At 64.4% G+C, this 15,687-nt stretch carries 8 protein-coding genes; 4 read left to right on the top strand and 4 right to left on the bottom strand.

The window, feature by feature from the left end:
• The 4 genes from K5658_RS00865 to K5658_RS00850 all read right to left on the bottom strand — a co-directional run bounded on the left by K5658_RS00865 (position 1) and on the right by K5658_RS00850 (position 9,080).
• Entirely contained in the window at positions 1-978 is a 978-nt protein-coding gene (locus K5658_RS00865) for an AAA family ATPase (RefSeq protein WP_221065115.1), read from the bottom strand.
• Between the two features lie 126 nt (positions 979-1,104).
• Positions 1,105-4,830 carry a PKD domain-containing protein gene (locus K5658_RS00860; protein ID WP_221065114.1) on the bottom strand — a complete coding sequence of 1,242 codons (3,726 nt, stop codon included), beginning with the start codon at positions 4,828-4,830 and terminating at the stop codon, positions 1,105-1,107.
• Between the two features lie 220 nt (positions 4,831-5,050).
• Positions 5,051-8,137: a Cache 3/Cache 2 fusion domain-containing protein gene (locus K5658_RS00855; protein WP_221065113.1), complete on the bottom strand. Its 3,087-nt coding sequence runs from the start codon at positions 8,135-8,137 to the stop codon at positions 5,051-5,053.
• 175 nt (positions 8,138-8,312) lie between these two features.
• Complete coding sequence (locus K5658_RS00850; RefSeq protein WP_221065112.1) at positions 8,313-9,080, bottom strand: flagellar regulator YcgR PilZN domain-containing protein; 768 nt, start codon at positions 9,078-9,080, stop codon at positions 8,313-8,315.
• Between the two features lie 106 nt (positions 9,081-9,186).
• Here K5658_RS00850 and K5658_RS00845 point away from each other — a divergent pair, with 106 nt between their 5' ends.
• The 4 genes from K5658_RS00845 (at position 9,187) to K5658_RS00830 (ending at position 15,593) form a co-directional block, all read left to right on the top strand.
• Entirely contained in the window at positions 9,187-9,711 is a 525-nt protein-coding gene (locus K5658_RS00845) for an O-acetyl-ADP-ribose deacetylase (RefSeq protein WP_221065111.1), read from the top strand.
• Between the two features lie 48 nt (positions 9,712-9,759).
• Entirely contained in the window at positions 9,760-10,536 is a 777-nt protein-coding gene (thiD, locus tag K5658_RS00840) for a bifunctional hydroxymethylpyrimidine kinase/phosphomethylpyrimidine kinase (RefSeq protein ID WP_221065110.1), read from the top strand.
• A 172-nt stretch (positions 10,537-10,708) separates the two neighbouring features.
• Positions 10,709-11,746, top strand: coding sequence for a toll/interleukin-1 receptor domain-containing protein (locus K5658_RS00835; protein WP_221065109.1), 1,038 nt, complete (start codon positions 10,709-10,711; stop codon positions 11,744-11,746).
• Entirely contained in the window at positions 11,739-15,593 is a 3,855-nt protein-coding gene (locus tag K5658_RS00830) for a WD40 repeat domain-containing protein (protein WP_221065108.1), read from the top strand. Before K5658_RS00835 ends, K5658_RS00830 begins: the two co-directional genes overlap by 8 nt.
• The last annotated feature ends 94 nt before the right edge of the window (positions 15,594-15,687 follow it).

Here is a 15,687-nt window from a genome sequence, read left to right as displayed (position 1 = left end):
TCACAACCGCGGCGCGGGCACATATTCCAACAAGGCCCGCAGCAAATCGTCGGCGGTCAGCCCCTCGATATCCGCTTCCGGCGCGGACATCACCCGATGGCGCAGCGCGGGCAGGGCCACGGCCTTGATATCGTCCGGGGTGGCATAGCCGCGCCCGGCCAGCACCGCCCGCGCCCGGCCCGCCCGCACCAGGGCGATGCCACCCCGCGGCCCGGCCCCCAGCGCCAAGCGCGGATCGTCGCGGGTGGCGCGGACGATGGCGACGGCATAGGCCAGCACCCGCTCGTCCACCACCACCCGCGCCGCCACCCGTTGCAGGCCCAGCACCTGCTCGGGCGTCAACACCGTGGCGACCGCGTCCACATCCAGATCGCCGCCGGTGCGGCCTTCGGTGACTTGGCGGGTGAGGCGCAATTCATCTTCCAGGCTGGGGTAGTCGATGCGGATTTTGAGCAGGAAGCGGTCCAATTGCGCTTCGGGCAGGGGATAGGTGCCTTCCTGCTCGATGGGATTCTGGGTCGCCAGCACCATGAAAGGCCGGGGCAAGGGCAGGGCCGCACCGTCCAGGGTGACTTGGTTTTCCTGCATGACCTCCAGCAAGGCGGCCTGGGTCTTGGCCGGGGCGCGGTTGATCTCGTCGGCCAGCAACCAATGGGCGAACACCGGACCCTGGCGGGTGATGAACTGGCCGCTCGCCATATCGAAGAAGGTATGGCCCACCACGTCCGAAGGCATCAGGTCGGGCGTGAACTGGATGCGCCCGAACCGCCCGGCGCAAGCCCGCGCCAACGCCTTGACCAGCAGGGTTTTGCCCAAGCCGGGGACGCCCTCCAACAGCACATGCGCCCCCGAAACCAAGCCGATCAGGACTTCGTCGATCAGGCCGGCTTGGCCGACCAGGGCTTGGGCCAGTTCGGCGCGGAGGGTTTGGAGCAGGGCGGCGGCGGCTTGGGATTCGGCGGATGGAGGAATATTCATAGGATGGCAGGGATTGGGTGGGCTATATGGATGCGCCGGGGCGGGGTTCCCAGGGTGGAACCCGCCGTCCCCGCCCGCCAATGCGCGCGGCGGGCACGGTTTCCGGCCATGCCCGCGGATTATCCCTCAGCGCGATACCGTGAAGGGACCGTCGGTCTCGTCGCAATGCGGGCCGTTGAGTGGCAACTTGGCCGGGGCGCACAACCGCAGCCGCACCGCCGCGCCCGCCTGGGCCTTGGCGACCTTCCAGGTATAGCGGCCCGTGTTCTTGGGCGTGGCGAGCTTGGTCCATTTCACCCCGTTCTTGGACAAGGACAGCGTGAGCTTGATCGAACCCGCGATGCCATTCGATTGCCACGTCACCGCCTGCTTTTGCTTGGCCTTCAAACCCGCGCCGGGCTGGGGGCTGAGCAGGCGCAGGGGCGGCGGCGGGGAGACCGTCACCGTGACGGCATCGGTGGCGCTCTGGGCGGCACCATCATCGACCACCAAGCCGAAGCTATAGGTGCCGGGTTCATTCGGTACGAAGCTGGGGTGGGCGGTCTCGGACCCGTTCAGGACAATGCCCGTGGGCACCAGCCAATGATAAGCCAAGGGACCGGGCGCGTGGTCGGGATCGGCGCTGGCGCTGCCGTCCAGGGTGACGGTGGCTCCGGTCTCGGCGCCGATATCGGGACCGGCGTTCGCCACCGGGGTTTGGTTGGTGACGGTGACGATCACTTTGTCGAGGTTTTGCAGGTTGCCATCGGTGACGATCAGGCCGAACTCATAGCTGCCGGGCTGGGTGGGCGTGAAACTCGGGTGGGCGGTATCGGCCCCGGTCAGCGCCACACCCGAACCTTGCGGTGCCTGCCATTGGTACTGCAGCGGACCCGGCACGTTGTCGGGGTCGCGGCTCTGGCCACCGTCCAGGATCACGGTCGAACCCAAGGGCACGGATTGGTCCGGCCCGGCGTTGGCGACCGGGGCGGCGTTGGTCACGTTGATCTTCACCATGTCGAAATTCTTCTGGTTGCCATCGTCGACGGTGAGGCTGAACTCGAACCTGCCGACTTGATCGGCTTTGAAGCTCGGATGCGGGGTATCGGCCCCGGTCAGGGCGATATTCGAGCCGGGCGGGGCTTCCCACAGGTATTTGAGCGGATTCGGCGCGTTATCGGGATCGCGGCTCTGGCTGCCGTCCAAGGTCACGGTCGAACCCAGCAGGACGCTCCGGTCCGGTCCGGCGTTCGCCACCGGGGCGGCGTTGGTCACGGTGATGGTGACGGTGTCGGAGCTTTTATAAGCCGCGACGCCATCGCTCACGGTCAGGCGGAAACCATAAGTGCCCAATTGCGTGGGTTTGAAGCTGGGATGGGCGGTGTTGGCCCCGCCGAGGACCACGCCGTTGGGCGCTTCCCAGGCGTAGCTGAGCGGGCTGGGACCGTTGTCGGGATCGCGGCTCTGGCTACCGTCCAGGGTCACGGTCGAACCCAGGACGACGCTGCGGTCCGGGCCGGCGTTGGCGGTCGGGGCTTGGTCGGACTCCCGGACCGTCACGTTCACCGTGTCCACCGCGCTATCCAAGGCACCGTCGTTGACCTTGAGATGGAAGGCATAGCTACCCGCCACTTGGGTGGCGAAGCTGGGCTGGGCCACGGGGTCCAGTTTGACCGCAATCGGTCCCGCGTCTTGCTGCCAGAGGTAGACCAGGGATTTCGGACCGTTATCGGGGTCGTGGCTGGCACCGCCGTCCAGCGTGACCGGCTTGCCCACCACGCCTTGCTGATCCGGCCCGGCGTCGGCGATGGGGGCTTGGTTGGGCGGGATCACTTTGATGGCGACCGTGGCGGCGGCGCTGGTCGCCTGGGTGTCGTCCACCTTGAGCGCGAACACATAGGTACCGGTGGCGGCCGGGGTGAAACTGGGATGGGCGGTGTTGGCGGCGGCCAAGGGCGCGTTGGGACCGGATTGCTGGATCCATTGATAACGCAGGGCGGCGGGACTGTGGTCGGGATCGAGGCTACGGCTGCCGTCCAAAGTAACCAGGGTGTTGACGGTGGCGGTCTGGGCGGGACCGGCGTCCGCCACCGGGGTTTGGTTGGCACCGCTGGAAAATACCCGCACCGCCTTGACCGGCCCCCATTCCAAGGGCTGGCCGCTCAAGGTGCCGCGCCCCGCCAGGACCAGGGCACCGGGGGCCGCGCCGGTGAACGAGAAACCGGGCCCGGCCTCGGCGCTGGCGATGGCGACCGGGTCCAGCGCTTCCATATCTTCGAACGCCACCGCGTCGATATACCAACCCACGGCATCGCCGCTGGATGGCGTGGTGAAGGCACCGGCTCCCGGCGCGGCCAGGTCGTAGCGGAAGCGGATACGGAGCGGGCGTCCGGCGAGGCTATCCAGGTCGATGCTGCGCGGGCTGAAACCATTCTCGACCGGGACGCTGCCATCCTGCTGCCCGGCCTGGATGTAGAGATCGTGCCAAGCCTGCCCGCCGTCCAGCGAATATTGCACTTTCGCCACCTCGAACGCGCTGGCCCGGCCTAGGCGGCTTTGGAAATTCAGCCGGGCCGCGGCACCGGGCAGGAACAGCTTCTTCAGGGTCAGGGTTTGGGCCTCGGGACGGAAATGGCGCAGGACGTAGGCATGGCTGCCGTCGGCGGCGAATTCGTCGGTGACGAAGTTGTAGCCGAGGGTGGTGTGGGTCTCGACATCCGGGTCGGTTCCCGACTCGGCGCTTTGCACCGTGGCGTAGGGGCTGGGCGGGGCTTGCAGCCATTCATAGCCATCGGCCCCCGGCACGGTGCCCAAAATGTCGTAGACGGCGGCCTGCCCCGCGACCGGATGGTCCGGGCCGCTGATATCGGGCAACACGGTGTCGGTGTCGTAGCGGGCGGGGTCGAACAGGGTCACGCTATAGGTGAAGGGCGGTAACTCCGCGCCGGCGAGCTTCACTTTTTCCACTTTGACATCGAAGCGGATATCGCCGGCCGGGGCGGGCGTGGGGTCGCCGATGGCCGGATCGTTGGGTTTGAACACCAAGGTGTTTTCGCCGCTGCCCTCGGCCACTTTCTCCAAGGTCACGGGTACCCCGACGCCGTCGCGGGTGACGCTGACCTTGGCCGCGTCGAATTTGGCATCCGCCAAGGAGAACGACCAGCGCGGGAACATCAGGGGATAAGGCAAGAATCCGGGCGGGGGCCAGGACACGAAATCTTGACGGGTGGCGGGTCTGGGATCGCCGAAATGGCCGTCCTGCACCCAGACGGCGTTGGCGGATTCATGGGCCGAGGTGCCATCCCCGGCCACATCGCCCACGCCCATTTTCTGGGTCTGGGGATAGAGCAACCAACGGCGGTGGCCCACGGCGGCGTTGTTGCCGCCCTGGTCCTGCATCTGCCCGAACACGGCGGCGGGCCCGGCATGGCCCAGGCTCAGGTTGGATTTGCCCGCCGCCGCGTCGCCCTTGTCGGTCAGGCAAGGCCAGTGGGGATCGTCCTGTTTCGGCGTGTGGCTGAGGGTGTTCTTGGCGCTCATCATCAAGGCCGCGGCCTGAGCCTGGACGCTGAAGGCGTCGTCGAGGACGATGCCGGCCGGCACCCCGGCCAGGGCGCGGAACAGATTGATGCGCAACAGGCTGGCGGCTTGGAAATCCGCGCCGATGGTGCCCGGCTTGCAACCGGCTATCGAACCGCCGGTCCAGCCCATCGCCACATCCTCGGAGGCGAAGAACAGGGCGTTGAAGAAATTCCGGGTGGCTTCGCGGTGGTCGGTCTCGACCGCGAGTGGCGGGGTCGCCGCGCCGACGGCATTGGAGAGCAGGGCGAACGACCAAAGTACGGGCGCGATACGGGAGCGTATGGGTTGCATGGGACACCGGCAAAATGGGAAGGGCAACGGGCGAGGTCCGCGGCGGGTGGGTTGGCGGACTTGGCTATTGTATTGTCCAGATGAAGCACAAGCCACCTCGCTTGGGACGATGGCGCTGGAATTGTTTCATTTGGACCGAGCCAGCGCCACAGCGATGGACTGGAAACGGACGGAACGTAGGCTGGGAAGGACCGGCGGGCCGCGGTTTCCGCGATCGCCCTCAGGACAGTTTGAAATGGCTGATGGCCCCGACCAAGCCCTGGGCCTGCTCCTCCAGGCTTTCCGAAGCGGCGGCGGCTTCCTCCACCAGGGCCGCGTTCCTCTGGGTGGTTTCCTCCATGTGCAAGATGGCCTGGGCCACCTGGGCGATCCCCGAGCTTTGCTCCGCGCTGGCCGTGCTGATGCCGCCGACCCAGTTCGCCACCTGCTGGAAGCCCGCCATGATCTCGTCCATATTCGACCCCGACTCCGCCACCCACCGCCCGCCTTCCTCGACCTTCTCCACCGAGGCTGCGATCAGTGCCTTGATTTCCTTGGCCGCGCTGGCCGAACGGTGGGCGAGGCTGCGGATTTCCCCGGCGACCACGGCGAAGCCCCGGCCCTGTTCCCCGGCCCGCGCCGCCTCGACCGCCGCGTTCAGGGCCAGGATATTGGTCTGGAAGGCGATGCCGTCGATGACGGCGATGATGTCGGTGATCTGCTTCGAGCTATCGCGGATGCGGTCCATGGTATCCACCACCCGCGTGACCAATTCCCCGCCGCGCCGGGCGATGGCGTTGCTGGATTCCGCCAGTTCGCTGGCCTTGTGGGCGTGTTCGGCGTTTTGCTGGACGGTGGCGCTGAGTTGTTCCATCGAACTGGCCGTCTGTTCCAGGCTGGCGGCTTGCTGCTCGGTGCGGCGCGATAGGTCGAGGTTGCCGGCCGCGATCTCCTTGGCGGCGCTGTCGATGGCCTCGGCGCTGTCCTTGATCTGGGCGACCACGCCGCGCAGTTGGGCGATGGTGGTGTTGATATCGTCGCTCAATTGCCCGAACACACCGCGATAACCCGCCTCTATGGTCCGGCTCAGGTCGCCGCGGGCGATACGGGACAGGATGTCCGAGGTTTCCGCCAGCGTCGTCTGGGTGCTATCGAGCAAGCGGTTGATGCCCTGCGCCAGGGCCAGGAAGAAGCCTTCCTTGCCATCCAGGGCGATGCGCCGCTCGAAATCGCCGAACCCGGCATGTTCGACGATGGCGGAAATCTCCCGCTCCGCCCGCAGCGGGTCGGTAATATCCTGCCATTCGCCCACCGAGCCCAAGCGCTCGCCGTCCCGGTCGAACACCGGGCCGGTGACAACCCGGAAGGTCCGGCCACCGATCTCCAGGATTTGCTCCTCGCCGGTCCGCAACGCGGCCAGCCGCGCCAAAGCCGCGGCCGGGTCGGGGTACAACACCCCGATGCTGCCGCCCACGAAGCGCTCGAGGTCGAAACCGGGATTCTGGGTCCGCAAGATGGGTTCGATCCGCCGCAAGACCGCCAGCAAGGCCGGATTGGCGTAGACCACCTCGCCATCCGGTTGGGCGATGCGCACCGGGGTGCTGACGCTGTCCAGGGCCATCTTGACGCGGGCCATTTCGTCCGCCCGCCGTTTGGCCTCGGACACCTCGAAACCCAGTTGGATTTGCATGGTTTCCAAGCCCTGTAGCACCTGGGCGATTTCGTCGCGGCCGCCCAACTCCAGGCGGGTGTCGTATTTCCCGGCGGACAGCGCCCGGAAAGCCGGCAACACCTCGGCCTGCAAGGGCCGGATGACCGAACGCCGCACCAAGCCGTAGAGGATGCCGATCAGCAACAGCATCATCGCCACTCCGCCCAGGATCACGTAATGGCCGATCTGGGTGGACAAGGCCTCGAATTCCCCGCTGAAGGTGCCGCCCGCCACCACCCATTGGGTTTCCGGTAGGCTGTCGAACACGACCACCTTCTCGTGCGGTACGGTGTCGCCCAGTTCCTGGTTCATCCAGGGATAGCGGATGGTGCCTTGCTTGCGCTCCAGGATTTCGCGGATGAATTCGCGGCCCGAGCTATCTTTCGAAGCGGCGATATTGGTGCCCTCCTTGCCGGGATGGACCAGGAGCTTGCCGTAATCGGGGCCGGGATTGCCGTCCAGCACGTAGTAATAGCCGGTCTGGCCGATCTTGATCGCGTTGATGCGCTTTTTGAGGTCGGCCAATTCCGCCGCCAAATCGATCCCGACGAAGCTCAGCCCCACCACCTTGCCGGAGCCGTCCCGCAGCGGGGTATAGCTGGTGTAGTACTCCTTGCCGAACAAGGTCGCCCGGCCGCTATAGGCCTGGCCTTGGCTGACGCTGGCATAGGCGGGATGCTGCTTGCCCATCAAGGTATCGACGGCACGCCCGCCGTCCTCGCGCCTGAGCGAAGTGGCGACCCGCACGAAATCGTCGCCCTTGGCGGCGAACAGGGTGGCGACCGTCCCGGTGGCCTGGCTGAAACGGTCCAGCGCCGCGTGATCGCCATTGAGGGCCGGTCCCTTGCCCAACGACAACAGCGGTTTGTCCGGCGTGCCGCCCAATGAAAAGCCCTCGGGGAACAGCGCGTCGAAGGCATGGTTGAGCAGGGTGGCCTTGTTGCGCATGGATTCCAGGCGCAGCTCGAAGATATCGCGGATCAGCCCGACGCTGGTCCTGAGTCCGGCTTCGCCGTTGCGGTCGAGGGTGCCGCCCACCTCGCCGTTGAGGATGGGCACGCCCAGCGCCATCACCAAGGCCATGGCGGCGAGGCATCCCAGGGTCAACTTGGCCGACACCGAAAGCCGCCCCCAGGCTTCCCGCCCGCGCCCGCGCCAGCCTGCGTCCACCACCCGGCCATGGACCACCCGGAACCGGCCCGCCGCCTGGCCCCGGAGCTTGCGATAGGCGGCTTCGGCGTCCCGGATGGCGGCCAAGGGGGCTTTGCGGCTCACGCCCATATAGCCGGCGATGGTCCCGCCTTCCCAGATCGGGGCGATATGGGCCTCGACCCAGTAGAAATCCCCCGTTTTGCAGCGGTTCTTCACATACCCGGTCCAGGGCCGCCCGGCCCGCAAATCCCGCCACAGGTCGGCGAACACCGCTCCCGGCATGTCCGGGTGGCGGACCACGCTATGGGGCAGGCCCAGGAGTTCGGCTTCCGTGAACCCGCTGATCTTCACGAAGGCGGGGTTGACATAGGCGATCCGCCCTTGGGTGTCGGTCTTGGCCACCAAGGCCACGCCGTCCGGCGGTATGACTTCTTGTGGCGGGTTGTGGCTGCTCTTTTGTTGCATGGCGTCGCTTCACCGATGTTGGCCCGGTTCCAAATCCGCTGGCCGGATCGTCCAGCCAGACGGTCTCCTAGGCTAAGCATAATAGTGAATGGACGTTTTTTTCGTTCAAACCGATATAAACGCTGAAATGGAAGCGGCACCGAGACAAGGCATCGCGGACCTTCCCAACCAGAACCTAAGCGCCCTTGAGGATGGCCGCGACCGCGTCCAGGAACTCGGCACCGGGGGAAACGAAGCCGCAATCGATGCGGATGGCCTTGTCGCCGATGCGCTTGACTTGGTTCACCCGCGCCTCGCAGGGGTATTGGCGGGTGCCGAGGCCGATGGAGCAGGCTTTGAGCTTATCGCCCTTGCGGACATAGGGCAGGGTTTGGTCCTCGGACGAGAGCAGGACGCCCATGCCCTGGGCGCTGAGGTCGTCGATCAGCGCCCGGTAGCTCTTGGCCGGCTCGAAGAAGCGCAGATAGGCGTGGATATTGCGCTGGCGGTCGATCCTGATCTGGCGCGGCTTTTGGTTCTTGGGGTAGTACACCCGGCCCGGCAGGTTGATGATGTAATAGGACTGTCCGCCTTCTTCCTGGATGGCGATGATTTCGGTGGGGAAGGTCAGGATGTTGTTGTAGATATCGGTGATCACCTTGAACCGGCCCGCCGCCCGTAGGCGCTGGTCGTCCTCGGGATCGTCCGGGGTGTGGAGGGCGGCGCGTTCGGTGCCGACCTTATAGAGATAGGTGGTCATCCTCTGCGCTTGGTCGTCCTCGGACTCGATGCCGCGGTCGTCCAATTGCAGGAAGAGCGCCGTCCTTTGGTGGGCCAAATCGTTGAGGAACGAGGCGATACGCACCGGATCGGTGATGAAATTGGGATTCCAGCTACCGCGCTCGGCCAGTTTTTTCTGGGCGGGCGGCTTGGATTCCAAAAGACCCCTGAGTTTGTCCAACATAAGGCTAGGCTCCGGGAAATGGGCGCTATGCCCAAAGGCTACCGCGGCGGTGCGTGCTGTCAAGTCGTGGCCCGCCCGGTCCCCATCGCGAATACGAGGAAAGATCATGAGCCAGCTCGCAATCATCCAGGCCGATATCACCCAACTCGCCGTCGATGCCATCGTCAACGCCGCCAACAGCAGCCTCCTGGGCGGGAGCGGGGTGGATGGGGCGATCCACCGGGCGGCGGGACCGGGCCTGTTGGAAGAATGCCGCCGCCTGAATGGCTGCCCGACCGGACAGGCCAAGCTCACCGGCGGCTATAAATTACCCGCCCGCCATGTCATCCACACCGTCGGTCCGGTCTGGCGGGGCGGCCAGCAAGGGGAACCGGAATCGCTGGCGTCCTGCTACCGCGAATCCATGCGGCTGGCGGCGCGGCATGGTTTGGCGAGCGTGGCGTTTCCCGCCATTTCCTGCGGGGCCTATGGCTATCCGGTGGAACAGGCGGCGCGGATCGCCATTTCCACCCTGCGCCAGAGCCTCGCCGAATATCCGGCCATCGAGAACGTATGGCTGGTGTGCTTCGGCGCGGCGGTGCTAGAGGCCTACCGCGCCGCCCTGGCCGCGGCCCCCGACGTTGCGGACTAGGGCGGTCTTGGGCACAATCGCCGCCCTTTCCTCATCCGGGTATTCCCAATGAATCATCCGCCCCCCCCGGTCGTCCTCAACCTGTCCGGCCACGATCCCACCGGCGGGGCCGGTATCCAGGCCGATATCGAAACCCAGTGCCGCCTAGGCTGCCATCCCTGCACCGTCATCACTGCCCTTACCGTCCAGGACACCCATAATGTGCTGCGGGTGCTGCCCCAAGCCCCGGAGGCTTTCCTGGAACAGGCCAAGCTGGTGCTGGCCGATCTGCCGGTCGCCGCCATCAAGATCGGGCTTTTGGGCAGCGTGGATATCGCCTGGGCGGTGGCGGAGGTGTTGGAACTGGCGGGGCCTGGAATCCCGGTGGTGCTGGACCCCATCCTGGCGGCGGGCGGCGGCCAGGATTTGGCCGGCGATGGCTTGATCGAGGCGGTAAGGACCCGTTTGCTGCCCCATTGCACATTGACGACCCCGAACACCCCGGAAGCCCAACGGCTGACCGGCCTGGACGAGGCCGGGGCGCAGGCCCGCGCCCTGTTGGATTTGGGCTGCCGGAACGTGCTGTTGACCGGCGGGCACGAGGACGGACCCGAGTTGGTGAACCGCTGGTATAGCGCCCAGGGTATCACCGGCTACCGCTGGCCGCGCCTGCCCGGCACTTATCATGGCTCGGGCTGCACCTTGGCGGCGGCCAGCGCGGCGGGCTTGGCGCTGGGCTTGACGATGGAAGCCGCCTTGCGCGAGGCCCAGGGCTTTACGTGGCAGGCCCTGAGCCGGGGATTCCGGCCCGGTGGCGGGCAGTGGTTGCCGTGGCGGGGGAAATGAAGGCTGGGTTGGATTAGGTGGCTCTCGCTTAGCTAATCCTTGGGTGATACATGTTTTATAAAACTAGGTGCGTCACAATGGCGGGCTGATATATATTTTCCACCTAACAAGCATAAGGCGCGACGCTGCTAAAAAAAGTCATGCCTAGCTTTATCTAGGGGAAGATAGCCACATGCCCGCACTGACCGCACAAATTTTCGTCAGCTACGCCCATGCCGACAACCAGTCCTTCGATGCCCAGGCCAGGGGCTGGATCGCCGAATTCGTCGACAAACTACAAAAGGCCATCGCCATGAGGCCCGGCGGTAGCGAGGTGACTTGCTGGATGGATTATCGTTTGGAACCGCAGCGCAGGGTGGACGCTACCTTGCTCAACCATATCCGCGAGAGCCGTTGCATCCTGGCCTTCATGTCGCCGCGCTATCTGGAGTCGGAATGGTGCCAGAAGGAAATGAACGCCTTTTTGGAATGGGCGGGTGCCCACGCCAATAACCGGGTATTCCTAGTAGAGTTACTCCCCACCGAACAGCAATGGCGGCAATTACATCCAAGGATCGAAAACATCACCGAAATACAATTTTGGACCAGCAGCCTGGGCCAACCCGATCCCATAATCCTGGGTTGGCCGGTACCCGACCCCAGAGGCGACCGGCCCTACTGGACCGGACTCAACCGGCTGGCGACCATCATTGCCCGGCAGATTCAGATGCTTCCTTCTCTCCCGCCGGATACTCCCGCGCCACCATCCACCGGGTTTGAGCTTCCTGCTCCGCCCGCGCCACCTAGCGGACCATTGAGCATCGTCATTAACGCGGAAAAGACCGACCTGGAACTCGGCAAGGCGGCGCAAAAACTACTCAAAGGCTTGAATGTCCATTCCACGATCGCCCTCGAGCGCCGACCCCGCGAACATTTCGAAAAATATCGCCGCTATCTGGCGACCCTGTTGAACAACAACCATGGCGTGCTGATCATCTACGGCTTGGCCCCGCTGTCTTGGGTACATTCCCAGCACCTCATAGCCCGCAATTTACTAGCGGCGCAGCGCACCGGCACATGGAGCGGCTTGCTGGATGGCCCACCGGAAGAAAAGTTGCACCATGGTCTAGGCGGCCCCGGCCTGATGGAATTGGATTGCCGCCAGGGTTTGAACGTCGAACCGCTCAAGCGCTTTGTCGATGCCCTGCGAAACGGAGGCGGCCATGTTTGAGTACCGCCGTGTCGAAGCGCCCTATCCAGGCCTGCGTCCCTTCGAGCCATACGAGGTCGAGATTTTCTTTGGCCGCGAAAATCAAACCGACCGGTTACTGGAAATCCTCGAACGCGAACGCTTCCTAGCCGTGGTCGGGCCTTCGGGTTGTGGCAAATCCAGCTTGGTGCGGGCGGGTTTGTTGCCTAGCTTGGCATCGGGAGTGCTGAGTACCGGCAGCGACTGGCGGCTGGCCTGGTTGCGGCCCGGTGCCCAGCCCTTGCTGGCCTTGGCCCAGGCGCTGCTTGGTCCCCATGCTTTGGGCCGGGAGTTGATGGGCGGGGCGGCTTCTTCGCCCCAAGATGCCAACGAAGTGAGCGCCGAAGCGGCTTTGATCGCCGCCGAATTGCGGCGTGGAGCTCCGGGTTGGCTGGATGTTTTGCGCGGGGCAGCGGCGCGGCGTCCGGTGGAAGCCGCGCCGTTCAACCTATTGGTACTGGTGGATCAGTTCGAGGAGGTGTTCACCTATGCCGGGACGGCAGGCAGCGTGGCAGGCGAGGCCCAGACGTTCGTGGATTTGCTGCTGGCGGCGCGGGCCGGGACGGAATTCCAGGTGTTCGTGGTGCTGACGATGCGGATGGATTTCCTGGGGGAATGCAGGCGCTTCCTGGAACTACCCGAGGCGATCAACCGGGCACAGTATTTGCCGCCCCGGCTCAGTCTTGGGGAGTTGGTGCAGGCTATCGTCAAACCGGCCCAGGGGTTCGGCGGTAACGTCCAAAAATCCTTGGTGGAAGAAATCGTCGATGACTTCTATAAGGAAACCGATGGCCTCAAGGAGGCCGACCAGTTACCGGTCTTGCAACACGCCTTGTCCCGGTTGTGGATAAAGGCCAAGGAGCTTGACCCAGACCGCCCCATTATCCAAGGCACCGCCGCGGAAATCGGAAGGGCGCTCGATGACCACGCCGAACGCATATTCGAAAGCTTTACCTTGGAGCGGCAACGGCTGTTGGCCGAAAGACTGTTCCGCGCCATCACCGAGTCCTGTGGGAACGGGTACGTCCGCCGCCCGCAAACCCTGGCCGAGATCGCCGCTTGGACCGGTGACACGGCACAAGACTTCGTGCCGGTAATCCAGCGCTACGCCGCGCCGGGGGTGAACTTCCTCCACTACGGCGCGGCGTTGACCGGGAATAGCATCATCGACCTGACCCACGAGGCTTTGATCCGGCAGTGGCGGCGGCTCGAGAACTGGTTGAGGGATGAATACCAACGTGGCGAGGAATATCGGAAATGGTCGCGGCGCGCCAAGGAAACCGGCGCTTGGGCGGATGGCTTATCAGGCGATACCGGCTCAGTGCCGCTCCAGGATTTATGGAAGGGCGGACTCAAAGAGCTCGAACCGGCCAAGGATATATGGCTCGAGTCCATCGAAGGGCTTGGTCCCGCCTGGGCGCGGCGCTACAGCGATTGCCAAGACGACAACCTCGAACGCGAATTCCGGTGGACCGGCCAATTCATCACGCAAAGCCACGAAGCCGCCCAGCAGGAATTCAGGGCGCGGGAGTTCACTGAACTGGAAGAAGAGTCGTCCGAGCAGAAAAGGAAAATCGAATCCCTCGAAGCCGAGAAGCAAAAACACGCAGCGACTATCGGGCAAATAGCGGCCAAAGAGCGCAGCGAATCTATCTGGAGAGGAAACAAAAAATTGGCATGGACGGTCGGAGTGATGGCGTCAATCATCCTGCCGGTCATCGTGGTTGTGCTGGCGCTAATCGCGGTATTCGCTTGGGATCGGACACAGCACGACAACTTCGACGCGCAAACCATCAGCGCGAGTTTGCTCGCCGGGTTGAGGGAATATGCCAATGCCCGCGGCTATCTGCAACAAAGCCATACCCTAGACGCGGATATCCCGGTGGAACGCCGCCACGCCCGCAACCTCTTGGCGGGCTATGTAGAGATGATGGATTGGCGGACCGAGCAGATTTACCAGTTCGAGGGTAGGACACTGACCGCGCTGGCGGTCAACCGGGATGGCAAAATGCTGGCCGTCGCAGGCAAGGAAGGCTTCCTGGCCCTGTTCAATACCGGCAGCGGGACATCACGGCCACTAATAGATGGCCAAGCCCCCACCGGGGAATTGCGCGCCATCGCTCTCGATGCGACAGGCCGCTGGCTATACGGCGGGGGTGGCGGGGACGACGATGGTTTTATCATCCGTGCGGCACTGTATGGGAAGGATAAAACCGTCGTTTGGAAGGTGCCGGGCGGGGTCCAGTCCTTGGCACTCAGCCCGGATGGCAAGCGGCTGGCCTCTGGCGGCACCGATGGCAAGATCGAGCTATGGTCCTTACCCAACGGCAAACCCATGGGCGGCTTGGCCTTGGAGCGTGGGAACCCGAAGATCAATAGCTTGGCCTTTTCGCCGGGTGGTGGGTTGCTAGCCGCCGCCTACGGCGACCAAACCGCCCGCCTCTGGGATTTGCATTCAAAGCAAATCCGCTCCATCTTGAGCAACGCCCATACCGATAAAGTGACCGCTGTCGCATTTAACTCCGATGGCGGTGATTTAGCGACCGGCGGTAGCGACGGGCAAGTCGCCCTCTGGGAAGTGGATAAGGATGGCGCAGCCAGGTTCGTCCGGTCCTTGCACGGCTTGCCGGGCGTCGCGGTAACCGGAGTCGAGTTTGGTGGCGATGGCAGCCAACTCGTGTCCGGTTACGAAGATGGAACACTCAGGCTGTGGGATGTCGAAAGCGGCGCTCTAAGGCGCTATGAAAGCCGCCTGGGCAACAACCAAGCGCTGGCCATCCACAGCCAAGATGTCTATGCCGTTGGTGGCGATACCCTGCGGCATTGGTCGCTGGCACCTTCCGAACCGCCCAGGCAATGGCTGCTCAAGACCCGTCCGAACATGGATACCCCCTACGCTGACAACGAGAAATACGACGCCCCGCAACCCACCGCCGTCGCCATCGCGCCGGGTGGCGACAAGCTAGCAATGGGGTCGAAGGAGGGTTCCCTGCAAATTTACCGGTTGCCGGATGGCCTGTTGTTGGCCGAGGAACTCCGCGCCCATGGCGAAAGCCCCATCGCCCGTCTCGAATTCAACGCCAAGGGCGATAGGCTCGCCTCCCTGTCCAAGGACAAAGCAATCCTGTGGAATATCCCGGTGGGCGGCGATGGGAAACTGCAAAAACAAAAAGAGATCAACGCCACCGCCGTCGCCTTTTCTCCCAACGGGCGGACCCTTGCCAAGGTGGACGCGGTAGGCGGCATCTGCTTGCTCGATCTGGACACCGATCGACAGCGGTGGTGTTCCCAATCCCAGGAGGCCAAGCCCGTCAGCCTTGCCTTCACCCCGGACGGCAAGCGTTTGTTGAGCCTGGGTGATGGCCGCTTGCTGCTTTGGAATATTGCCGATCCCGGCCAGTCTTCCCTACGGGAAATCGCCCAAACCCAAAAACGGCCAACTTGGGTCACCATCAACCCCGACGGTCGGCAAGTCGCCGTGGTAGGCGAGGATCAAAGCGTGGAGCTTTATGATCTCGACCGTCCCGAACAGCCGCCGATCCGGCTCGAAGGCCACAAAAAATGGGTCTCTCGCGCCATCTACAGCCCCGACGGCCACCAACTGGCCACTGTCGGCGACGACAAGACCGTCCGCCTTTGGAACCTGGACCGGCGGGAACCGCTGTTTATCTTGCGCGTGCCGGAAGCCCCGGAAAACTCCGGCCCATCCGATTTCGACTTCCATTGCACCATCGCCACCGGCGAGTGCTGGATAGCCGTGCCGCTCACCAGCACGCGCCGCGTGGCCCTATACCGCCTGCCTTATGAACGGATGCCGGATGGTGGCTAGCTCCCTGCGGGCGGGGCCGGGCGGACCGGCGCGGATCGAATGCCTCTGCTATAGTCTGCCCTCCCCAGGGGCCCGGCCCCGCCATCCTCGGAGG

This window comes from Methylomagnum ishizawai, assembly GCF_019670005.1.
GTDB lineage: Bacteria > Pseudomonadota > Gammaproteobacteria > Methylococcales > Methylococcaceae > Methylomagnum > Methylomagnum ishizawai.
The sequence above is the reverse complement of the archived record's forward strand: the minus strand, read 5'-3'. Positions and strand labels throughout refer to the sequence as shown.